This is a genomic window from Vibrio sp. YT-15 (genome assembly GCF_033337445.1).
In the GTDB taxonomy this organism is placed as follows: domain Bacteria; phylum Pseudomonadota; class Gammaproteobacteria; order Enterobacterales; family Vibrionaceae; genus Vibrio; species Vibrio alginolyticus.
The window spans coordinates 118767-142824 of sequence record NZ_JAWOQR010000012.1 but is presented as its reverse complement, the minus strand read 5'-3'; the positions used below and the strand labels follow the sequence as shown (position 1 = coordinate 142824).

Sequence of the window (24058 nt, the reverse complement as noted above, 5' to 3'; positions counted from 1 at the left end):
TTCATTAGTGGCAACCGCGGACCCAAGTGTTTGGACTGGTGATGTGGTGGTACCAAGCACGTCAGAGCTCAATGTGGCGTTGCTTGTTCGTGACTACCAAGACTTATCAGGGAATACCGGTAGTCAGAACACGGCTTACTCCATGCCAATTACACCGACAATACACCTAGACGTTATCAACGATGTTACTGGAGTGGAAAGCGTGACAGTAAGTGGTAGCAGTGAACGGTTTGAAGATGGTGAGTTCATAGATATTAAAGCAGTCGACGCTGATGGTACAGAAGCCACAGGCATGGCTACCGTGCTTTCAGACTCATGGACAACTGATTTAGATCTCTCAGGACTCAAGGAGGGTGTAGTGACGATTTATGTAAATGGTACCAACAAGCTTTCCGCCTCTGCGGAAGAGGCTCAAGCAACATTTAACTATGATCGTTTCGCAAGTACAGCCTCCTTAGGTGCTGTTTACAACCGATATTTTAGTGATAACAAAACTTTAAAAAATGCGGCATAAATAAAGCGAGCGTTTAGCTCGCTTTATTTCTTTGGGACTTTTTGTGATATTTATCAAAATAATTGCCTTTATTGATAAGTTACTCGAATTAATGAATCGTCTTAATACAAGGCTGAATAACTATAATAACTAGGCCAATGTTGCTTTTAGGTGTGTATGAAGTGATTGTGATGGTCGCTCGGCAGGTGCTGTGGTGAATGTGTCGCGTTGAAAATCTTTTTAAATATTATATATTTACGCTCGTTTCTATACTCTGAGTATAGTGTTCTGCATGAGGTCGATGGGTCATACCTCGCCTCTTTAACTCGCGATGAAGCAAATTTAATCCTAGCAAGCTTCAGAGCAGTTACTTTTGTGAGTGCGTAATGCGCTCACCTTTTTATTTAAACTTCCTCAGTAACAGTCAATTTGTTGTTTGTTGCTGAGGAGGGCACCTCATAAACTTCTGAATTTCCTCGTGCTTACCTGAAGCGCACGTTACTACGATTTTTGTTAACTTCAGTCCATAAATTAAATTTTTTTTAGATAGTAAGATTTTACCATTTTGACAGAGTGGGTGATGTTACTGGCTTTTATTGTGGCCAAATCGCATGTTTTAATAGTAAAAATCACCATTTTTTTTGGTGTTTTTGATTTCGGGCGATTTTTCTATCTCGTTGAAAATAAATGGCTAAGTAAGTAGGATACGCAGACCAAATCGTACTTGTAAGCCTTATCAGCTTAATTGTCACCGCAGCCATATTTACGATGTTGGTTGTGGAGAATTCAAATGCATTTAGTTTGCAAATTTATACCTAGCTCGAAGCTATCCTCCAACGAGCTATCTTATGTTCTTACACCGGACGAGTGTATAGGACAGCTTTCGCGTTTGCGAAATTCAGATGACATCCTTAGAAACCTCCCTAAAGAATTGGCGCAAAAGATTTCCATCTCTGCCAAAAAAACGACCAGCGCATTGCTAGCTGCGATAAGAATCGAATTGGGGAAAGGCAATTGGGTGTCATTATCTACCGTTGCTCGTCGTTCGCCATTGACGGACTCTCAGCTGCAAAGCTTCCCTAGACTTAAATCACTCGTTGACTTTGTATCAGCTTCGAATGAAAGCAAAGCTTTTAAAGCAGGATACAAGCAGGTTACCGACGATGTTGCTTTAGTTCGTAGTTACACGCATGTCCCCTCTGAGCCAAGCCCAGATCAAAAAATCGTTGTCGAGTTTGCAGGGCAGTGGTCTAGCAACGCGGCATGTTTGATGTTGGGAAAAACCGAAGCACAAAAAGAAAAAGTGACTGTAGGCAAGGCTGATACCGAAAACAAACACCGCAGCCTCGCGACATTTAAAGATCTCGAAGCTGAGGGCAAAACGCTCTATATCAAAATCCCTTGTTCTGACCAGCCTCAGCCAATCTTGCTTAAACTCGCCGAAGACCTGCAACCCGTTGATAAAGAAACTCAGATGGATGAGTGGGACAACGTGTTGGTGCCGGTGAGACCTTTGGCTTACTTAGATGGTAGCAACGACAAAGCAAAAGCTTCTGACCTGCGTGGTGGTTTCCTTTATGTGTTTTGGAAAGGAAAGCTCTGGCGAGAGATGGCGATAAACGAGAAAGGTTACTACCAAGATGTTGACGTCGAGTATTACCGCACGCTAGAGCAAGAAGAAAAGAAAAAAGACACACCTCAGGTAATACAAAGAAGCGCAAGCGGTTTTGCTATGGCGCATTTTTGGGCACCTTACAAAATATCGGGTGAAGTCCAACAGGGAGAAAATGGACTCAAGATCATTTTCTCACCAAAGCAAAAGCGCTTTGCTCAAATTGAAGCATTAGAATCGGATGCTGGTTTGCTAGAGAAGTCCAGCACGCCATTAGATGAATTAAGCAGTTACAGTGACGCACAGTCATTCAGTGCAAAAGAATTCACCTCCGATGTAGACAGCGCAGCCATCCACAAAGTGACCGAAGACGACATGCCATGGCTGAGTGACCAACAGGCCATAGTACGTAGTTACGACCAGAGTAATACGGTCATTGCTTATGTGGATGGAAAAAACAGTGGCCTATTATTCCGAGTGGATGTTGGTACGTCTGGCATCACCGCTTTGAATTCACTCTATGTGATCGATCACAATAGCGATTATAAAGACGTCTTTGATTTAGAGTTTTATGAAGGGGAAGACCACGATTGGCAGCAAGCGTTATTAAGCGGGCTGCCATTGGACGGGGTCTTTACTATGTCCCTGGTACATGACCAAGACCCAGACAGTCGTCACATACTTTTTGATCGGGTCGCTTACAACGATTTATTTGTTGAACCTGAGAGCGCTACTGAACCCCCGCCAAAGGCTCAGTTAAACGATAAGCCTAAAGGTATGACAACAGAAGAAAAACAACGTTTTGAGTCATTAATGCTGGATTGGTCTTTATAACCCAACTAGAAAATGGATTAAGAATGAAAAAGAAAATATTACTCGGCTTGGGTTTGACGACTATTGCCGCCGCAGGTGCTGGTTACATTGCCACTAAACCCTATTTTGATGAGAAAGCTCGAATAGAGAGCATGGCAGACCGCCTAGATTTGTACAAAGGTAAAACGGATACTTGGCTTTACCAGTATGATTTTAAAATACCGGATAACCCAAAGGTTGCAGATTGGAATACTGAAAATGTGACACTCCCTCAGGTCCTGTTTACTGTAGCTAACCCGGAAGAAAAATCTGAGGTCAGTTACTGGGCATTAAACATTGATGGTACTGACCCTCAATTACTGATCCCTGAAGGGATATTGCCACCCCCGCCTAATACTGGGATTGATTATGCTAAATATATGTCACGGTCGCCTAACGGCCGCTATCTTGTTGTCCCTCAGAAAGATAGTACCGCGCTGTATGATCTAGATAATGGCGAAATAACTAACATTAGTGAGGAGTCTGGCTCAACTCGTCACGACATTATGTGGGATACGGACAGCACACAAGTTGTTGTGAAAAAAAGCGATGAACTTTTGCTGGTTAAGCTAGACACAAAAGAGGTAGTGAAATTTACTGATGTAAATGGTTCAGACGCACGTTACATGACTTCTTTTGCCAAGCCTTATATGAGTCAGTCAGAACAAGCTATATATTTTAGTTATGAACCGGGATTGGCGGGATTTGGTTGTAAAGGAGAGGAAGAGGAGTATCTCGAAACTTTTGGGGAGAGTGATGTTCCAAAATGTGGGAACACATTTGTGTTTGATGCCAAAACCTTAAAACTGATCGATCGCGGTGATTTTACTCCGGTTAGCTACGATTGTAATGTCTGGGGCGGTACGTACGGAGATGGCTTTTATTGCCTCGGAGGTGCGGCATACCGCTCGGGAAGACCATCTGAAAAAATAGGCGATTTTCCTGCTACAGTGGATCTGTTGGCTTTTAATGGTAGTGATATGTGGTTCGTCCCTGTTCATGGTCGAAACATAACCCGCGTATTACACCAATCCACCGATAACAGCCCGACTACAGAAATGATATATGGGTTTGTAGGTTTTAGAGATGGAGAACGAGTTAAAAAATCCGCCTATGGCTTTGGCTTTAGCCAGTATGTAATTGAGCATAAAGAGACGGATAATTGGAGCGAGTCACTCTACCCACTGCCAACCTACGCTGACCTAAAAAAAGCGAAAGTGGTACTAGAGGAGCGTAATCATGGCTAGGGCTAAGATTGAACAGCACTCTCTCTATTTGATGGGCCAATTAGTTGGACCGACTGGAGAAGCCATTACTGGCAATGGGCTTTATCCATTACCCGGTTTTGCGCTTGCCCTACCCGAGTTGGCGGTAGATAAAACTGCGGATGGTAGCAGTAGTAAGAACGAGTCACCATTATACTTCAGTGATTCATCAGGTCGGCTACAAGGCTGGAATACTAAGGTTCAATCTGTAAAAGAGCTTGATTGGAACAAACTTGCTTCTACGCCATTGGTTATCTCTAGCACTAAAGAGAAGCTGAAGCCGGTCTATATTCCACCATACTTAATGCCCGCTGCGGTTATGTCCGAAGATACTGATTGGACGAAACGCCTAGCACAATTAGCTAGAGAGGCCGTTATCACGAGTGCTGAAGTTGAAGTCTCACGTTTGCGTGACTGGCAAATCAGAGAAGATTTGGACAAAGATGTATCCGAGAGACGACTTTTAGTGCCCGAATTGGCCGAGTTTTTTATCCATAAAGCTGAAGCGGCAGAAGAGGAACTGTGTCAAAAAAAAGGCGCTTATAAACGTCTGTACGAACAAATTTATAGTGGAGACTATAAACATAATTTTTATTATCTGCGCATTCCTCAAGTTTGGACTATCAATCTTTTCTTCTCTGCCGACTATTTTGAGGGCGCGGAAGTTACTTTGTCTGGACAACCGGAAAACTTGATCATTAAAGGGGATGCTAAAGATATAGGCAATAAAATCACCAGTCGAGTGAGGCCAGTAACATACTATGATATTGCCAACCAAGCGAGTGACGCCCAAGATGCAGAAGAGGTGACTCAATATGTCGCCACATTTTGGATCACTGGCGGTCATCTAGATGATGATGAACAAATTAAGCAATTAGTCCGCTTTGATATAGATTTAGAGGGAATTAAGCGATATTGGGATGCATTACTTGAACCTTCAGATATCCAGATGGCTCAGGTTGCTAAGTTAAATCTCCCAAACAATTGCTACTCTTTGTCTGAGCAAGTCTTACACCTGCCTATTTATTCCATAGCAGGGCGCAGCATCATTGTGTCAGGTGATCCTATTTCTGTTGAAGAGTCGCTTTTCCAACATGCGCCAGACACGTTTAAAGGCTGGCTCGATTGGAGTAAAAATCTACCTTACACTAGCGAAAACAAACCTGCCAATGGTGTGCAACCGTCGATTAACATTCTCAATTCAATTGGTAAATATAAAGAGGTGATAGCCGCGTCAGCTTCTGGTGTGATGGACCCATTCAGTATGACGACGGTCCATAAAGCATTTAGCGCAGCTTTGAATCGAGAGCAAGCTGGAGATCCGCTCTTAAAGGCTTTAAAACTGGCAGTCGGTATTGATGCTAAAGCGAAGGGGTTCTTAGATTTTGCACAAAAGCTAAAGCCACCTGCGCAAAGTACACTTGCGCCTATTTCTGACTTAGCTAGTGCCCTTAACTGGTCAAATCACCTTGGGAATGCCTTACCGAGCGTTTATACGATTCCACCAGCGTTACAGCATTTTTGGCATAAGGTGGACGATAAGATCTTAACCCCTTTAAAGCCGGCCGTTCGGGCTATTGAATATGCACTTGATAAGCCTTTTGGTTTTGCAGAGCTTGTTTCTAGTGGCCTTGAAATTCCGAAAGGTATTGAGAATTCCGAGTCGGCGTTTAACGCCTATATTGATAAATCAAAGGAATATGGTCAGAAAACACAATCGGTAATATCAACACTTTTATTGAGTGATGAAAAAGATCGTCAGGCACTGCTTGAGTCTGAAGCGGAGCATAAAAAAGCGCTCCTTGAAGCATTCTCTGATAAAAGTGTAAGTCATAAAGTGCTGTTAAATGGTAGTCCGCTATTAGAAAAAAAACAGGCAAAAGAGGGTGAGGCAAGCTATCTCACACTGTTTTTTGAATTTGATAGTGCAAATGATGAACTTGCCAATTCTGATAAGAAGCTCGTTTCTAAAGTGGCCGAATATCTGCGTAATACAAAGTCAGAAATGTTGCTGAACATTGAAGGATATACGTGTGATATTGGCTCGGTGGAATACAACACTAAACTCTCAAAAAAACGTGCTGCGGCGCTTAAATCTTCTATTTTAGAAGATCTTGGCACTGATGCTATTAAGTGGGAGCATCGAATATCTGCCCTGGGTAAAGGCGTTTATGCCGATAATGATACGAGTAACAGGCGCTTAAGTCGTCGAGCGGAGATGAAGTTCTACCTCAACTCTGCTTTTGAATATCCTGCTTGTAGAAGTTGGCTGCTTACTCTGGAGAAAAATCGACAGAAAGCGGTTTTAGCAGAGATGAAAGTCCATGAGGAAATTTGGAAATTTTCCGGCCAAGCCTTTGATATTGCATTAGGCTTTGCTGCGCCAATGCTTGGTCCAGGAGCCGCGTTAGCATATGGGTTGTATTGGTCAGGCGAAACCTTGGTTTCTACTTTGGATGGTGCAGCCAAAATTCTTAATAAAGAAGTAGAAGAATATAAAGAGAAGCAGAAACGTTTTTCTGAATTTGATGTGGTAGGACAGGCGTTACTGTATCGCGGTTTACCTGCATTCGATGAACTGAGTGTTGTTGGCAAGGCATATATAAAACGCGCTATAGCGCTCAATGGGCTGCTACGATTGCTTCTACTTGAATCTCAAATAAAAGAAGAGAACAAAACAACGAATTACGTTTCGGAATATTACGTGGTTAATCACTTGACGTCAGGGCAAAGAGATCTTGATATTGAAGGTTATATAAAGACCTATCTTTTAAGTGATGATTGGGATTTGGGGGGGACTTGGCTTCCTTCTTTCCACCTTGATGAAGCGTGGCTAGAAACAAAGAATATTTACCGTAGTGCTTCGGAAAGTGTGCTGAGTTTTGCTGCAATGACGAGTTACGTAACATACCGAGCGAAGCAATCTCAGGTTGGGGTAAAAGCGCTTGAACAATCGCAGGCATATCAAAAATTCTGTCCTATACATACTGTTGCGGACCCTAGTTTAACTAAGCTTAGATCTCTGTTAAAAGCGCCCGATTTATCTAAGCTCGATGACTCTATGTTTGCTGGGCATATGGTTTCCGTAAAAGTCAATGATGAATGGCTCCCACTCGAAGACAGGGTTAATAGCGGTGAAGCTATTACGCCGACTATGCCAATTAGAGTACTTATTATTCTTGATATGAAGGATGAAACGCTGACCAAGTTCAAAGAAGAAGGTTTGCTTACTCTTGTGCCTGTGGGTGTTAGACCTGTGAGGCAAAATAGGTTCTTTGACGATTTTGGGTCTTACACTACTGAATATGTTCGTGAAATTGCACCGGAATCACTAGTTGAAACTGAGAGAGCGTATTTAACAGAGAAACAAATGTTAGAGACAGATACGACGCTATACGGTGTTGTTGTAAGTCCTACTTATTACTTTGGATGCAACATCATGAGTGGCATCAAACCTATTGCTGATGACTACGGTAGCAAAGAATGGAAGTCGGTGTTTGGTCAGGTAGATGAACAGCACTCAGCGGCTTATGTGATGCGTTACCTTCTAGAAGTCGGTGTACCAAATGTCAGTAAAACAGAATCAAAGTTAACGTATAAGAGAGAGCTCGTACTTAAAACTCAAGATGGTAAGGAGATTACCTCTAGTACGGATAAGGCATCCATCTTTAATTTAACTATGTCAAAAGAGCATGAATTCTTATATGAGAAAACTTTCTTAGCAAGAGCGGGCAAAAAAGCGGTCGAATATCCGGAGCTATTCTCAGATGCTAAGGCAAATTTGTACATTTATGACGCTAGCGTGAAGAGCCTCATTCCCGGAAGTAAGCACGACGATATAATGGAGGCGATCGGTTGGACGAAGAAGCAGCCATCCTATGATACTTCTGAAAAAGCAACGAAGCTGTTGCTCATCGTCAGTACAAAATCTGTTGAAAATGTAGAACAAATACTTGAGCGAGGAGGCTTTGACCGTCACCGCTTACCCGTAGACATTCGTTTGAAAGCAAACGATGCAAGAGGTCTCTATAATTTTGAACATCAAGATGTAGATTTGTATCCATTAGGAAAGGTAGAAGTGAACCTCGAGAAGAAAGAGGTGTCATTCAAACCTAAATCAATACCGCAAAGCCTGAGTGAGGTATCGGATCATATTTCTAGCAACCTAAGTAAGCTTGTAAACGACTTGGTGGTTAAGGAAGGTGTTTTATCACCAGACTTTGTCGACACTGATCTATACGCAGTCGAGATATCACTGAAGTACACTAACGCAACCGGGAAAGAGATGACTGGCTTACGCCCGTTTATTCCTAGAGGAAACGATGCCCCATACATCATGCTCGATATTGATGGGAAAGCTGGACTATCTTTAAACGCTTCATCACAAAGGCTCCCTGTTCGAGCTATAGATACAACGGCGCCAACTATGTTCAACTCGCGAGAAATCCATTACAACCAGAGTTGGTATGAGATGAGTGAGAAGGAGTTTAAAGCTATTTCTGAATATACTGCAGGAACGACTGACGATGCTGATTCCAACTTAGCAAGTTTAAACCGTAGTAAGATGTCCCATAAGGCTACCCCTTTGAGTGTTTGGATGAATGCGGAACCAATCATGAAAGATTACTCAGTAGCGAAGGAGCTTCCACTATCTGCACAACGAGAGCAAATACTCAAAAAGTGGTTGTTTGAAGGAAAATAAAAAAACCGCCTTCGGGCGGTTTTTCTTTTCTTATGACTTCATACTGAATTTAGAGTTTTCTTTTTAAGCCCCATCAACCCGCTGCAGAAATATCGTATTTCTTCATCTTATGGTTGAGAGTGCTCATTGGAAGTGCCAATTGTTTAGCGGCCTTCTTGGTGTGCCAATTACACGCATTTAAGCAATCGATGATCACTGTACGCTCGTATTGGCTGACAACGTCCTTAAGACTCTTTGAAGCGTCTTCTAAATCCGCTTGTACCTGACGCTCGTAAGCAGGTTGGTCTGGGGTAGGTGAGACTGCTTTCATGTCGATATTTGGCACATCTTCTGGGATTTGTTCGCCAAACTCAATGTGAGTAATGGTTTCAAAATCGGACAGTAGCACCGAGCGCTCAATGATGTTCTTAAGCTCACGCACGTTCCCTGGGTATTGGTAGGCAAGGAGCTGTTTACGTACATTGGCACTTAACCCTGGCGCTTGCGGCAAACCTAGCGTGTTGGTTGTGTGTTGCACGAAATGTTCGGCAAGGGGAATAATGTCTGACTTGCGAGCTCTCAATGGTGGTAATGTAATAGGGAACACATTCAAACGATAGAACAAATCGGCACGGAATCCGCCATCTTTGATTTGCTGCATAAGATTACAGTGGGTTGCGGCGATAACGCGAACGTCCACTTCAATCTCTTTGCTAGTGCCGATTGGGCGAACTTTACGTTCCTGTAGCACACGCAGCAATTTTGCTTGCAGTAGCATTGGCATATCGCCAATCTCATCCAGGAATAGCGTGCCGCCGTTGGCTGCTTCAAACAAACCGACTTTGTCTTTGTCCGCGCCAGTGAATGAGCCTTTCTTATGGCCAAAGAGTTCTGATTCTAATAACTGCTCTGGGATTGCGGCACAGTTCTGTACGATCAAAGGTTGTTCTGAACGATTAGAGTTTTCGTGAATGTATTTCGCGATCACTTCTTTACCAGCGCCCGTTTCACCACGCAACAGAACGTCGACAGGGAGAGATAACACCTTGTCAAGACGATTCAAGACATTGAGCATTTCTTCGCTCTCTGCAATAGGACCTTGATAGGCTTTCTGAGTACGTTTTTTGAGCTGAGTATTCTCGCGCACTAGGGCTTGATTGTCTGCATTGAGATTTTTAATCACTTGCCCGTATTGCTCTAACCACACAGCTTGGCGAATATTACTCGCGGCCATACGACAAAACTCAGTCAATGCAGCTTCATTGTCGATAACACTTAAATCGAGCAAGACCAAGAGTCCAATGGTCTTACTTTCGCTATCAATCAAAGGCCACGCCAGCAAGTTCTCGCTTTTTAGCCCTAGCGTCTGCTCAGTTTGATAGATGCTGTCACAGTCATAACCGTTGTACTTATACAACTCGTTAATCAATACCACTTCACCATTGCGAATGGCAAAGTTAAATGGATCGTTCTCACTAGCGGAATCAATCTGCAATGCCTCCCAAGGGTGGGAAACAATCGTTTTATCGTTATGGTGAGCGGTACTTGGAATCAACGCCTGGCCAGTCTGGTCCAAAACATAAATGATGCCGTGCTTTGCGAGGGTCATTTGTCTCGCAGCGGTCAACACAGCATCCAAGGTTTGGGTAAGCTGGCTGCGATCAGCCAAAGACTGACTGATCGCAAGTAGGGCGTTACTAAGTTCGCTATGGTTAGCTGAACGCATAGGTTAGTGTTCCTTGCTCATCGACAGACACTTCGATTTGCGTATGTGAATCATCCTTGTCATGCACTAATAGCTGAGTCGATAGTTGCGGCAGCAACTGACGGTTGATGACCGCGTCGATGTTACGCGCGCCTGTTTCAGCAAGGCGGCAGTTACCTAGTACGAACTCAACCAAACTTTCTTCGTAGCTCAGAGACAATTTGTGATGGCTCTGTAGACGCTGAGAAACTTTGTTTAGCTTGTGGTGAATTATTTCAGTCATTGCTTCATCAGACAGTGGAACAAATGGCAGTACCGACATACGTGCCAACAGCGCCGGTTTGAAGTGTTGGTTCAAAGTAGGGCGAATAGCTTCTGCGATGATGTTCGCATCGATGTCTTTGGATTGATGAACCAAAGATTCAATCTCGTGCGTCGCAAGGTTACTGGTCATGATGATCAGCGTGTTCTTGAAGTCGATTGTGCGGCCTTCGCCGTCGTTCAGCGTGCCTTTGTCGAACACTTGGTAGAACAGGTTCAACACTTCAGGGTCGGCTTTTTCCACTTCATCAAGAAGAACAACAGAATATGGACGTTGACGAACCGCTTCTGTCAGCATGCCGCCTTCACCGTAACCTACGTAACCCGGAGGTGAACCAATTAGGCGTGATACCGTGTGCTTCTCTTGGAACTCAGACATGTTAATGGTCGTCATAAAGCGCTCACCACCAAACATTTGATCAGCGATCGCACGAGCCGTTTCGGTTTTACCCACACCACTTGGGCCAACCAGCAGGAATACGCCTGTTGGTGCGTCTGGGTTACCTAGACCAGCTTTCGCAGTTTGAATGCCTTCAGACAGTGCATCGATAGCGTATTCTTGGCCTTTGATGCTTTGTGTTAGGCTGTCTTTCAGTTTTAGCGTGGTTTCTGCTTCGTCTTGAAGCATCTTACCCATTGGAATACCAGTCCAGTCCGAGATCACATGGCTGACTTCATCTGGGCCCACTTCAAAGTGAACCAGTGGGTTGCCATTGCGGATTACATCTAGCTGTTCTTGGCAGGCCGAAATGGCAATGCGAACGGCTTCTTCATCCATTTCTGCATATGGAGAAACGTCTTGCTCTTGTTCTGAATCTTCGTCTGCAACAAGCTCTTCTTCATTTGTTTCGCCAAAGACCAGTTCATGTAAGCGAGAGCGTAGAGCAATCATCTCTTGGATCTGCTCTTTTTCTTTGTGCCATTGCGCTTCTTGTTCTGCTAGCTCTTCTTTCGTTGTTTCCATTGCCAGTTTTAGGTCTGGAATGTTAGCAAGGCTGTGCTTGTCGCCAGTTTGCTGCAGAGCGTCACGCTCAAGAGCTTCTAGCTCGCGCTGTTGAGCTGCAAGTTCTTGCTGCAGAGTCTCAACAGAAGCAGGAATGGCATTAAGGCTGATGTTCACTCGTGCACACGCCGTATCTAGTACATCGATCGCTTTGTCTGGCAGTTGACGGCCAGAGATGTAACGAGCAGAAAGTGCTGCTGCAGCAGTGATCGCGTCATCACGCACGTAAACATTATGTGATTTTTCATAAGCAGGGCGCAGACCACGAATGATCAATGCTGCTTGTTCAGGAGATGGTTCGTCGAGTTTCACCAATTGGAAACGACGTGCAAGGGCAGGATCTTTCTCGAAGTACTTCTTGTATTCCGACCATGTTGTCGCAGCGATGGTTTTCACTTCACCACGCGCTAGGGCTGGTTTTAGCAAGTTTGCCGCGTCGCTGCCGCCTGCTTGGTTACCACCGCCAACAAGGGTGTGTGCTTCATCGATGAATAGAATGATTGGAGTTGGCGAGTTTTTCACTTCATCCAATACTGCGTTTAGGCGTTTTTCGAATTCGCCTTTTACGCTTGCACCAGCTTGCAGAAGACCCATGTCCAGGCCGTAAAGCTCAACACCTTTGAGGTTGTCTGGTACGTCACCTTGTACAATCTTAAGTGCCAAACCTTCTACTACTGCGGTTTTACCAACGCCCGGTTCACCAACAGCAATAGGGTTGTTTTTACGGCGACGAGCAAGAATGTCCACGATTTGGCGGATTTCTTGGTCGCGGCAGAAAACAGGGTCGATTTCGCCTTTGCGTGCTTTACCAGTGAAGTCGGTTGTGAACTTGCTCAGTGCTGAACCATCTTCACGAGCTTGTGTTTTCTCTGAAGTAGCAACTTGCGCCTCAATAGAGTGGCTTGTTAGCTCTGCAAAGTTACGCTTAAGGCTGTCAGGGTTTACCGCTTCAAGGATAGAGGCGTAACCATGTTGGCCGTAACGGAGAGGGTTACTAACAAGAGTAAGGAGTAGGGCACCAGAGCGGATTTGTGTTTCGGATAGATCTAAAGAAGAAACCAGCCAGCTTTCTTGTAACCATTCGATTAATAAAGCAGAAAAAACAGGTTTGCTGCCATTTCCTTTGGCGTTGGTGTCGAGTGTGGATCGAACCGATTGTCTTAATAAGTTCTCAGAACAATCAAAATGACTTAATAAGACGTCAAAATCACTATTTGGCCTTTCTAATAGACTCAGTAAATAATGCTCAATTTGAACTTCGTTTGCTTTTTCAGAGACTGCAAGTGCAGCGGCGTCTTCTAATGCTACTTTTGCAATCGGGTGTAGACGCTGAATTAATGAAGAAAGGTTTATATTTATCATAGCCATTTTATTCTTTAGAGGAAAAGAGGTAGCGGCTATTATACTAAAAGTGATTGCGTTCTTTTTTTATCAAGATATTTTGACTATCGTTTGTTGGTTATTTTTAATGATTATTGTGACATTAATGTTTGTGGTTATTTTAATGGCGTTGTTATTCTAAATTAATTGATAGTAAAAGTGTCGGATTTATTAGTTTTAATGACTTTATTTACACAGTTTTATATGGTTATTTTCACTTTTTAAAGTTAGAACAATTTATTATTATCTTAATCCAACTTTTTGGTTTTTTATCCAATAAATTGTACTCAATATATTAGCGAATAATGCCTGGCATTGTTTAAGTTGTTGTTTTTGTTTGGTTTTTAAAGTTGGCACGGACTTTGATTATACCAACTAGTCGCGGTGATAAGCGATTTGGTGATTTAAACAAAACAGATTTTAGAAAAGGAAATAGCGATGCCAACTCCAGCATATATGTCTATCCAAGGTGAGACTCAAGGCCATATTACTAAAGATACTTACTCTGCAGATTCAGTAGGTAACACATGGCAAGAAGCTCACGTTGATGAGTTCCTAGTACAAGAACTTGATCACGTGCTAACAGTTCCACGTGATCCACAAAGTGGTCAGCCAACTGGTCAACGTGTACACCGTCCACTTGTTGTAACTAAAGTTCAAGATCGCTCATCTCCACTACTATTCAACGCACTAGTATCTGGCGAAAAACTTCCTGAGTGTGTGATCCGCTTCTACCGCACTTCAGTTCAAGGTAAACAAGAGCACTACTACTCAATCAAATTGATTGATGCGCTACTTGTCGATATCCAAACTCGTATGAACCACTGTCAAGACGCAGCAACAGCTGACCGCGTGACAGAAGAAGTGCTTAAGTTCACTTACCGTGCGATCGAAGTAACTCACGAAAACTGTGGTACTGCGGGTAACGACGACTGGCGTGCTCCACGCGAAGCTTAATTGCTCGTCGCGTAAAGATTCAGGGCCAACGATTGTTGGCCCTAATTCGATTATTTGTATCAGGTAAAAGATATGGTGAATGACGTAGAATTTAAATTTGAAGTGCCTGGATGTGGGCATGAATTTCGGGTTGAGAGCTTTCATGTTCATGAAGAGTTATCTAAGCCTTTCCACATCAATCTCTCATTACTTTCACTTGATCCAGATATCTCGTTCGATGAGTTAATACGTAAAGCAGGAACATTGACACTTTACGGACAAGGTGTTGGGGCTGCGCGTGTGTTCAACGGCGTGGTGAATGAAGTTCGTTACTTAGGGACTGGACGTCGTTTTTCTCGTTATCAATTAGTCTTGGTTCCTCAAGCTTGGTTCTTATCTCAGCGCCAAGATTGTCGTATTTTCCAGCAAAAGTCAGCGCAAGACATCATCACAGAAGTACTCGATGATGGGGCAGTCACCGATTACCGATTTGAAGTGTCGGGTACTTATCCTCCAAAAGAATACGTTCTGCAATACCGTGAGTCTGACTTGCACTTCGTGCAGCGTATGATGGCTGAACACGGTATGTGGTATTACTTTGACCATAGCGATTCAAATCATACGATGGTCATTGTCGACAGTAATGACGCGATTGCACCTTTGATAAGCTCGCCACTAAATGCTTCTTACATTGGGCCGATTGTTTATCATGCCGATGGTGGTGGTGTTGCCGATCGCGAACATATCTCTGATCTCGAGTTAGTTAACCGCGTTAGAACGGGACAGGTTACGTACACAGATTACAACTACGAACACCCTAAAATTCCACAAGAGATGACACAGGCTGGCGAGCTAGACCAAGATCTCAAGCAGTTTGATTATCCTGGACGATACGTCGACCCGCTGATGGGTCAGGTGAGAACCACGGAGTGGATGTCGGAACACATAGTCGATAATCAACAAGTGGAAGCAACGAGTGACGTAATGCGCTTAGCATCTGGTTACAGCTTTAACGTCAGTGACCACCCGCGTTCTGAGATTAACCGCGATTACCTCATGTTGTCTGTAATGCACACAGGTCAAGATCCGCAAGTGCATGAAGATGAAGCGAGTGGTATGCCAACCACTTACTACAACCAGTTCTCGTGTATTCCACGCGATGTGGTGTTTAAAGCGCCTAAACTAGCGGCACCAGTAGTGGATGGCCCTCAAACGGCAGTCGTTGTAGGACCAGAAGGTGAAGAGATTTACACCGACAAGCTTGGTCGAGTGAAAGTACAGTTCCATTGGGATCGCTACGGTGATAACAACGAGCATTCAAGCTGTTGGATTCGTGTAAGCCAATCCATGGCGGCGCCAACATGGGGCGCAGTTTATTTGCCGCGTATTGGCCACGAAGTCGTAGTAACTTTCCTTGAGGGGGATCCAGATCGTCCGTTAGTTACGGGCGCAGTTTACAACGGTTTGCATTTCCCACCTTACTCTTTGCCAGAAAACAAAACTCGTACCACGTTCCGCACGCAAACGCACAAAGGAACAGGTTACAACGAGTTGAGTTTTGAAGACGAAGCGAACCAAGAAGAAGTCTATATTCACGCTCAAAAAGACATGTCGACCAAGGTACTCAACAACCGTTACCGTGATATCGGTCAAGATGAATTCTTGAAGGTTGCACGTCACCAAACGAATGAAGTTCATGGTGACCATAAAGAAACCATTCATGGGCATAAAACGACACAAGTAAACAGTACGTTTACCGAGACAGTCGAGCAAGACGTTACCGTTACATACAACGCGAACGAAGCCCAGTATGTGAAAAACAATTCTGACTTAGAAATTGGTGATAACCGTACGACTAAGATCGGCAAAAATGATGACTTAGATATTGGCGAAAACAGTAACCTTACTATCGGTGCGTCTAAGAGTTCAGATATTGGTGCGGATGATAACCAGACGGTTGGTGGCAACTTAACGGTATCAGTGAAAGGTAACACCGCTTATAAAGCTGATGGTGCAACGCAAATTATCAGTGGCGACAAGATTGTATTGAAAACGGGTGGTTCCTCTTTAGTGATGAACAGTGATGGTTCAATAAAGTTATCAGGCTCGGCTATTACGATCGAAGGCAGTGACAAAGTCGTCGTGAAAGGTGGCAACGTAGTGGTTAACTAACAATGGAAAAACAACCTCTTACAACAGAAGTAATATCAGAGCAGCAAGCCGAATCAACGGCTTGCTTTTCGCGTTTTGGAATAATAGTGGCTATCAGTGAGTCTACGGGCAGTGTGCGAGTTGATTTTGATGGTAACCCATTTAAGCAGCCACTCACTGCGAGACTAGGACGTGGCTTTCGTCGTTCTGAACTGCAAATGGCTATTGATAATCGATTAAGTTGTCGAGTTGAATTTTTGAACGACGACTTAAGCTTGCCTCTTGTGACGGACATTTTCTTCTCCATTCTGGATGACTCTGACGAGTTTGTATTGCGAGCGAAGAAGATGGTTATCGAGACAGAACAAGAGTTGGTAGTCAAAAGTGGTGAGACAGAAACTCGCTATAGCGGGCGCGATGGACGAATTACCACTAAAGCGAAGTACGTCACCTCTCAAGCAGAAAAAGCACAAAAAATTCAAGGCGGAACGATCGCAATTAACTAATTACCTCGCGTTAGCTAATGGTTTTGTGTTAACAAGTCACGCCAAGTGAGCTAATTACTTCGAGTTAACTAATTGCAATCGCGTTATGGCACGCTAATAACGGATAACTAGATGCGACAAAGAATCGGTGTCGAGCACCTAAAGGCACCCATAACCAATCAAGAAGTCGAAGGCGCGTTAGCAAAAGCTGAGCGCGCTGTGAATGACCTTTCCCAGTTGCCAATAACATGGCTGGATTTCTGTAATGAAAAGCTGTCCATTGCTTCTGAAAGTATCGGGTTTTTAATCAGGCAGCGAGTTCAAATTCACAAAAGGGGTTATCCAAGTCCTGAGTTGGAGTATCTCAAGCTGATTGAACGTCAAATTGAAGAGCTCAAGCAGGTCTACTTGTCGTTTTATCGATTAGCACCGGGCTTGATTCATCAATTAAGAGGCCAAGAGCCAGAAATCTACAGCTGGCTGATGCTACAAGGCGAGTTGGGCTCAGAGTTGGATAACCTTTTGTGCGGATTGAGTTTACTCGAAGATATTGACGCTAAAACTGCAATGGTCATTGCCGTACAATCTCCGGTTGAATCTATGGATAGCACGCTTTCGGAGCTTATTGAGGGTAATGCGACATCCAGTGCGTTTTACTTTGAATGCTTACGTGTACGTCAAACATTAAGTGTTTCTCTCATCAAGCGCTGGCACAAAGCCAGCATCATTAGCTCTCAAGTTGCTTTGCCACTGCTCGCTTTACAAGACGTAAAAGAGGGGATTGATTGGCTTAATGACAATGCAGGCAGCGAACAATACCTATTTGAACGTTTGATTACCAAACGTGACAGAGGCACTTGGTTCCGTCAGAGCTTTGGCATCGAACCAAATGGATTACCATCAGCGCAAGTGCTCACTTATGCCAAGTTGCTTGAATTAAAAGAGTTTGAGGCGTTTGATATCTCTTCTTCATTAGCACCTGTTGATTTTGCGCTGAGTGGCGATTGGAAACTGGTGCCCCAAATCATCGAGCACTTGGAAAGTCTGGAGGAAGCTGAAGGTGAAATTTGGCTTCAAGCCTTGTATGTCGCCTACGGAAAGCTTCTTCCTCTGACTCCGCAAGATGTTGGTGTCGAATATGAATGGGAAGAGATCGTCGATCTGCTCAATGAGTGGGTGGAAGATGAAAAATATATCCAAAATCTACCAAGCCGCTTGGGTTACGCATTGAGCTTCGAGTCTACGTTAGCTGCGATGCAAGATTCTAACGTTGATGTGCTGTTCCGCGACTGGCTATGGCGCCAAATCTGCATTCAATCCAGAGCCTACGTGCCTTGGGATATGGCGATGCCGATACATCAGCAAGACTGGAACTTCAACAATTTAAAGGCCGCACCTTCTGCGAGCGAACGATTCAACTTAAGGAATAGCAATGCTGTTATGGGATATTGAAGCGCACCCTGAGCTATCACTTAAAGGTCGTTTTCAACGTGACGAAAACGGCGATGAAGTGTGGGTTGTGGTCGCTAAACGTACTTGGCAATTCGATGGTGTGGTTTGGCACGAATTAGGTGAAAGTGAAATCTTCGATGATCCCCAATATTTGGGCGAAGAAGGTTTCTCTGCGATGAAAGTTGACCACGAGTTCGCGTATACCAAAGACAACACAGATGTACTTGTTTACGGCAAAGCGCGCAGCTACGCGAAAAAGCCAGTGACATACCAAGAGTGTCGTGTGCTGATTGATGGTCATATCGATAAGACTCTCGCTATTCACGGGGAACGCGTATGGGTTGAGCATGCTGGCAGTATCACGCTGAGCAATTCAGTCCCATTTATTGAAAAAGACATTGATTACACTTGCGCGGTAGGCGGTGATTTACGTAACCGAATAGGTGGTGGGGTTGCCGACTCCAACAAAGAATTGCTTGAACAGAAAGTACCCTCGATTTTTTATCCCCGAGAGGACTGGAGTGCCGCCGCGAAAAAACTACGCGTTGCGGGGTTCGGGCCTGTGCCTCCGTTCTTTGAGTCGCGCCAGAAGCTGGCCGGCACGTTCGATGACGATTGGATTGAGAATCGCAAGCCAATGTTGCCACTCGATTTTGATAAGCGGTTCTTCCAAAGCGCGCCTATTGATCAACAGTGCAGAGGCTTCCTTCGTGGGGGGGAGCGTTTGATGATGAGTGGCTTTTGTCATGATGACACGCTTTCATTTCGAATTCCTAAAGAAAAATACCGTGCGATCGCGACGTTCAAAGATCAAAGTTATCAAGCTGATATGGCGATGTACACCTTATTCGTTGATGCGGAAAAGAAGACTATATCAATCAGTTACACCGCTGCGTTTCCTTGTCAGGGCAAGGAGCATTTGTTGGTGTCGACATCGATCACTAAGTTGGAAGAGGTAAGCGAGCATGCATAATTCAACAGGCCGTTACGTGCTAGGGATGGAAGTGATGACGCCAACCGGTATGAATTTAGATATTGCTAGTGCAGTTTCGTATGCTGATTTAGGAAGATTCGACCAATGTGTAGGGGATGATGGTATCGAGCGTTTTACTTACGCCAAAATCGAATACACCAAAGAAAGTGAGCAGTTTGAGAAAACGTGTGAGTTAATCACCCACTTGCTTGATTCATTGTTAGCACAGTTACCACGTTCATTGAGACCAATACCTTTGCTTATAGCGGTGCCTGCGTCTGTTTCACTAGTAAAGGTGCAAGAATGGCTTGGTGAAAGTAACTATGCTGAATTTCTCTCTGTGGTGAATGCTGTTCATGCCAGTGGGCCCAGTTTCGTTCTCCAGGCCATGAAATCATTGGATAAATATGATGCTATGATGTGTATCAGTGTCGATTCCTTGGTGAGTTCGATGCAAACACTCATCGATGATGCGATGGTAATGAGTACCAATAATCCATGGGGCGTTATTCCGAGCGAGGGTGGGGCGGGTTTAATTCTTTGTCGAAAAAACACCGTAGAAACATTGAAACTTAAGCCTCAAGCGCAGCTTGGCTACATTGATACGGAATTAAACACTTCAGACCGAAGAGGCATGTTTCGACTTGTTCAACGTGCGAGTAAAAAGCTCGATTCATTTGGTGAAGTGTATTCCGATATGACGAACCTTCGCATGCACTCGGAAGATTACGGTTTTGCTCTGGGGGCTAAAGCAGAACGATTCACGAACCCAGAACAACCGCAGCTTATCAATGAGTTGTGGGGCACGATGGGCAGTTGTTCTTCTCTCGCTTTAATTGCTTTTGCGGTCAGAGAGCACCACTTTAAGCAACCAACTACGTTGTTAATGTTCGACTTTCATGGTGACAAAGGAGTTCTCCAATTACTGCAATGTTAGTGAGCACTCATCGATCAAATGGCAATGAAAGTATACTCATATTATTAGGTTGAAGTTTGTAACACGAAAAAGCGTATAACTCATGCAGTGAAAGCGTAAGTAAAAAGGTCTAATAAGTTAGTAATAATAACTAAAATAATAGGCTTACTGTTTGTTTTAAATACCAACCTTGATACAAGTACGTTCAAGAAAATATTATTCAACTCTAATAATATTTATTCTATGAAAGAGTACTAAGTGTCTAATAATCAGAGTACAGCCAAAGGATATATCGATCAGTTGGTTGTTAAAGCTATTGAGAAAAAGAAACTGAATGAGCAAAGGCTAGCAGAAAAAAATAAGCCGAAGCTTGAGTACGTGCTTTTTTCACAGTTTGATGTATTAGACAAGCTTCCTTCTAAAAATGGTAAGACAACGGTTTACCATCTTGCAAAAAAAGGGCAGCCAGAGAAGCAAATCTGTTGCAAAGTTATCAATGATGACTCGCCAGAATTTGCGAGCAAAATGTTGATTAACGAAGCGAGCAGGCTGGAGCTTTCTCAACACCCTAGCGTGGCTAACTTTGTAAAAATCGGCAACGAATTCGAACGCCCATATTTGATGTACGAGTGGATCCAAGGTGAATCACTGGCAGAAAAAATGGAGCGTCATTCTTCTAAAGGCTTCCGCCACGACCACATCGCTTGGTTGGTGTACCAACTCGCTGGCGCTCTAGAGTTTATGCATACAAGAGGTATCTGCCATCTTGATATTAAACCATCTAACGTATTAGTGAGTGAAGGTGATTACGTTAAGCTCATTGATTTCGGCGCTGCTCGTTACATTGGAGAGACAGAACCTTACGCAGAAGCAAGCTTGAGCTACGCTTCCCCTCTTTATATAGAAACTGGCATCGCGGAACCGCAAGATGATGTTTACTCTCTCGCTTTGCTCGCTGGACATCTATTTTTAGGATCAATATTTGGTGATGCTTGGAATAAGCAGTTAAAAGACCGAAAGCGTCCGGCTTTGATCCCGGTTCATATTTGGAAATTGCTGAAAGAAGTCATCAACAAACCAAGAGGGCATGGCTATACCGCTATTTCTTTTGCTCAACAGTTAGCGCGAATCGATACGCAATCAATTAGCTCAAATTCTAACGCACCAATTTTCAGTAGCTTGCGTAACGCGGACTTGCTGCTTACACACTGTAAGCCAAATGATAAAACGGCGTATGGTCGCTTTAAAATATTAGAGGCGAGCTTAGTGTTGAGTGTGCTGGCAACAGCAGGAAGTTATTTATATCAACAGAATAAAGATCAATTGGATGCCATTTTTTCCCAAGGAGTTGCTCCTGTAACTCACGTTATTACGCCCTCTGAAACGGCTTCTTTTTTGGCTCAGCCTCCATGGAAAATCAAAGAAGAACTGTCTCAAGCTACTCAGAGTATTGATATGACAGAAGCTTATCGAACAGCATATCAAACTCAGCAGTTAAGCCTCTCGAATTTATATGAAGAAAAACAGGCTCAGTTAACGTCGTATCAATCGTTAGCGGATGGCTTACCAATGGCATTAGTCGAATTACGTAAGGAGCTTGTCACCTTGCGAGAAACCCTTGTTCGTGACGGTGCCCTGTTTCCATATGCGGATGAGGCGTTGACTAAAGTGATGTCTGGATTAAATGTCGCGTCTATCGATTCCATGAAAGTATCTGCCATAGCTGGCAGTCGAGATAAGCAGATTGCTCGCTTAATTTTAGATGGTGAAGCTAAGCTCGCAGAAAATGAAATGAAAGAGGCATGGTTATTAAACCAGTCACAAGCCTATTTCTACAACCAAATCTTACCAAAGGCTGTGATGGAAAATATTAATGACTCCATCGATAAACATGCAGAGGCGCACTTTTACACCAAAGCAATTGAAGAAGCTGAATTAGCCAAAGCCTACTTCGGTAATACGCCAGAACTAGACAAAAAAATAAAGGATTTAATCGTCGCAAGAAGCGAATTTATTTTGTTTAGCACCGTGATGGAGCAATCCGTTTACGACAAACAAAAGCTACATGAATCCCTTGCCGATTTAGAACGGAATGCACCAAGTAAATTTACAGAAATCACGAAAATTCTAGATAGCATGGCGTCGGATGCAATTGAGCAGAGCCATCGATTATCTAAGCCAGCAAATGGCGCAATTGCGGTAGCGCGGGCGTTGAGAGATTACTTGACTGAAGGAGACGTGAATTTTGTCCAACATTGATATCGATCGTCTGCTTAATCCTATTTCTGATGAATCTCCAGTGGGTAACGATGCCCGTTACGAGTTTTGCTATGAAATGATGGAGTCCGAAGTGAAGAAATTCGGTTCCTTGTTTGGCGAAACAGTAGATTGGAGCGTGGTAAAAACGCACGCGACTGAAGTTCTAGAGCACCACAGTAAAGACTTAAAAGCCATTTGTTACCTCGTTCGCGCGCTAACAGAAGAGTTTGGTCTGCAAGGCTTTGAACAAGGTCTAAAGCTGCTTAGTGAGGCGTTAAGTCGCTTTGGCGTTGAATTGTATCCTTCCCGAAAGCGGGGTCGAGATGGCGCGGTCGAATGGTTGAACCATCAGTTTAAACTGGTCAGCAGCAAGTTAGCGGAAAGCGCTCAGTCATGGGATTTGGTATCAAACTGCATTTCGACTATTGAAGAAGTGCAGCGCCAGTACGACGAGGTTTACCAAGACTCAGAAGCGGATTTCTTTGAGATTCGCACTCAACTCAATGTCTTATCTCAACAAGCGGCGGCTGATGAGCAGAGCGATGATGCAGTCGTTAACGTCGAACAAGCGGCGCATGCACCAGCTACGCAGCCTGCCGTCGCAGAAACGCCAGCGCAGAGTGAAGTGCAAACCGCACCGGTGAAGGCGGTTCCGCCGGCCCCTAAACCTGCGCCAGTTAAGAAAGCGGTAGCAAAAGAAGTCGATGTCGATACGGACTTCTCTTCGCCTACGGCTTCTAAGCGCACCTTGAAGAAGGTTGCGGAAGTCATGCTTCATGCGAACCCAAGTGATCCGCTGGCTTACCGGATTTATCGTCATCTGACTTGGGATGACATTGATGGTCTACCCGGCCACCAAAATAATCAAACGCCTTTGAGCTTGGCAGTGTCGTCCGATCAACAAGCGGAATACCGAGATAAAGCTGACCAAGAAAGCGACATCGACACCATTAAGCGTTTGGAGCGCACATTAACGGATGCGCCGTTTTGGCTGACGGGCCATTACTTCGTGTATTCGATGCTTAATAACTTGGGCTTTGATGATGCAGCGCTTGCTGTGAAACAAGAAGTGACGCGTTTTGTTGAATCGCTAGAGGGCATCGAGCACCTCTCATTTAAGAATTCTATACCATTTGCAGATGAAGCGACCTTGAGCTGGTTATCGACTCAAGATACTACTTCTTCGACTTCTCAACCTGTTGTTCAAACGGTTGTGATTTCGCAGGAAGACTCGCTGCCAATGGAGGATATCACTCTAGAAAATCTAGGGGAATGTGCCGCAGAGCTTGCCCACAAACTTGAGCTGGATAGCTCGGGACGTGGGCAGTTCATGCTGTATTTACAATTGATAGCAGCTTACCAGTCTGTTGGATTATACCCGTTGTGTTTGCCGTATCTTGAGAAGGGGTGGGAAGTACAAAAAGCGTTTAATCTCGCGAGCTGGGAACCCCACTTATCGTCACAGTTAGAAGACCTAATTCGAAAAACACTCCATCGGTTATTTGGAAGCAAGGATCTTCTACCTGAGAAGTATGAAGAGTGGAAAGCAATTTACGACTAATTAAAGAGTTAGA

Annotated in this window: 13 protein-coding genes and 1 pseudogene; 12 read left to right on the top strand and 2 right to left on the bottom strand. The window is 44.1% G+C overall.

What is annotated here, in order from left to right; genetic code table 11:
• From R7D93_RS19590 to R7D93_RS19575, 4 genes and pseudogenes are all read left to right on the top strand, one after another.
• Positions 1 to 514, top strand: a pseudogene (locus R7D93_RS19590) (hypothetical protein); the annotation flags it as partial.
• Between the two features lie 769 nt (positions 515 to 1283).
• Positions 1284 to 2939 (top strand): hypothetical protein, encoded by a 1656-nt coding sequence (locus tag R7D93_RS19585; RefSeq protein ID WP_225496132.1) that lies wholly within the window; start codon positions 1284 to 1286, stop codon positions 2937 to 2939.
• 23 nt (positions 2940 to 2962) lie between these two features.
• Positions 2963 to 4204: a hypothetical protein gene (locus R7D93_RS19580; protein WP_029835127.1), complete on the top strand. Its 1242-nt coding sequence runs from the start codon at positions 2963 to 2965 to the stop codon at positions 4202 to 4204.
• Between the two features lie 31 nt (positions 4205 to 4235).
• Entirely contained in the window at positions 4236 to 8924 is a 4689-nt protein-coding gene (locus tag R7D93_RS19575; protein WP_318129518.1) for an OmpA family protein, read from the top strand.
• A gap of 73 nt (positions 8925 to 8997) precedes the next feature.
• On the opposite strand, the gene R7D93_RS19570 is transcribed toward R7D93_RS19575, so the two are convergent.
• Positions 8998 to 10629, bottom strand: a complete 1632-nt coding sequence (locus R7D93_RS19570; RefSeq protein WP_225496130.1) for a sigma-54-dependent Fis family transcriptional regulator — start codon at positions 10627 to 10629, stop codon at positions 8998 to 9000.
• Positions 10616 to 13294 (bottom strand): type VI secretion system ATPase TssH, encoded by a 2679-nt coding sequence (tssH, locus tag R7D93_RS19565; protein WP_225496154.1) that lies wholly within the window; start codon positions 13292 to 13294, stop codon positions 10616 to 10618. Before tssH ends, R7D93_RS19570 begins: the two co-directional genes overlap by 14 nt.
• A gap of 456 nt (positions 13295 to 13750) precedes the next feature.
• On the opposite strand from tssH, the gene R7D93_RS19560 reads away from it, so the two are divergent.
• From R7D93_RS19560 to tssA, 8 genes are all read left to right on the top strand, one after another.
• Positions 13751 to 14269 carry an Hcp family type VI secretion system effector gene (locus R7D93_RS19560; RefSeq protein ID WP_005373415.1) on the top strand — a complete coding sequence of 173 codons (519 nt, stop codon included), beginning with the start codon at positions 13751 to 13753 and terminating at the stop codon, positions 14267 to 14269.
• A gap of 72 nt (positions 14270 to 14341) precedes the next feature.
• Positions 14342 to 16420: a type VI secretion system tip protein VgrG gene (gene tssI / locus R7D93_RS19555; protein WP_005373412.1), complete on the top strand. Its 2079-nt coding sequence runs from the start codon at positions 14342 to 14344 to the stop codon at positions 16418 to 16420.
• Positions 16421 to 16422: 2 nt separating this feature from the next.
• Positions 16423 to 16905, top strand: a complete 483-nt coding sequence (locus tag R7D93_RS19550; protein WP_158159483.1) for a hypothetical protein — start codon at positions 16423 to 16425, stop codon at positions 16903 to 16905.
• Between the two features lie 111 nt (positions 16906 to 17016).
• Positions 17017 to 18336 carry a hypothetical protein gene (locus R7D93_RS19545; protein WP_225496128.1) on the top strand — a complete coding sequence of 440 codons (1320 nt, stop codon included), beginning with the start codon at positions 17017 to 17019 and terminating at the stop codon, positions 18334 to 18336.
• Positions 18317 to 19309 carry a DUF2169 domain-containing protein gene (locus R7D93_RS19540; RefSeq protein ID WP_225496126.1) on the top strand — a complete coding sequence of 331 codons (993 nt, stop codon included), beginning with the start codon at positions 18317 to 18319 and terminating at the stop codon, positions 19307 to 19309. Before R7D93_RS19545 ends, R7D93_RS19540 begins: the two co-directional genes overlap by 20 nt.
• Positions 19302 to 20246, top strand: a complete 945-nt coding sequence (locus R7D93_RS19535; protein WP_033906406.1) for a hypothetical protein — start codon at positions 19302 to 19304, stop codon at positions 20244 to 20246. Before R7D93_RS19540 ends, R7D93_RS19535 begins: the two co-directional genes overlap by 8 nt.
• Positions 20247 to 20483: 237 nt before the next feature.
• A complete protein-coding gene (locus tag R7D93_RS19530; RefSeq protein ID WP_225496117.1) occupies positions 20484 to 22484 on the top strand; it encodes a serine/threonine protein kinase in 2001 nt (666 codons plus the stop codon).
• A complete protein-coding gene (tssA, locus tag R7D93_RS19525) occupies positions 22471 to 24045 on the top strand; it encodes a type VI secretion system protein TssA (RefSeq protein ID WP_225496115.1) in 1575 nt (524 codons plus the stop codon). Before R7D93_RS19530 ends, tssA begins: the two co-directional genes overlap by 14 nt.
• Positions 24046 to 24058 lie beyond the last annotated feature (13 nt).

Coding starts and splice junctions, on each gene's coding strand:
- R7D93_RS19585 (WP_225496132.1), top strand. CDS start 1,284: ATGCATTTAGTTTGCAAATTTATACCTAGCTCGAAGCTATCCTCCAAC.
- R7D93_RS19580 (WP_029835127.1), top strand. CDS start 2,963: ATGAAAAAGAAAATATTACTCGGCTTGGGTTTGACGACTATTGCCGCC.
- R7D93_RS19575 (WP_318129518.1), top strand. CDS start 4,236: ATGGGCCAATTAGTTGGACCGACTGGAGAAGCCATTACTGGCAATGGG.
- R7D93_RS19570 (WP_225496130.1), bottom strand. CDS start 10,629: ATGCGTTCAGCTAACCATAGCGAACTTAGTAACGCCCTACTTGCGATC.
- tssH (WP_225496154.1), bottom strand. CDS start 13,294: ATGATAAATATAAACCTTTCTTCATTAATTCAGCGTCTACACCCGATT.
- R7D93_RS19560 (WP_005373415.1), top strand. CDS start 13,751: ATGCCAACTCCAGCATATATGTCTATCCAAGGTGAGACTCAAGGCCAT.
- tssI (WP_005373412.1), top strand. CDS start 14,342: ATGGTGAATGACGTAGAATTTAAATTTGAAGTGCCTGGATGTGGGCAT.
- R7D93_RS19550 (WP_158159483.1), top strand. CDS start 16,423: ATGGAAAAACAACCTCTTACAACAGAAGTAATATCAGAGCAGCAAGCC.
- R7D93_RS19545 (WP_225496128.1), top strand. CDS start 17,017: ATGCGACAAAGAATCGGTGTCGAGCACCTAAAGGCACCCATAACCAAT.
- R7D93_RS19540 (WP_225496126.1), top strand. CDS start 18,317: ATGCTGTTATGGGATATTGAAGCGCACCCTGAGCTATCACTTAAAGGT.
- R7D93_RS19535 (WP_033906406.1), top strand. CDS start 19,302: ATGCATAATTCAACAGGCCGTTACGTGCTAGGGATGGAAGTGATGACG.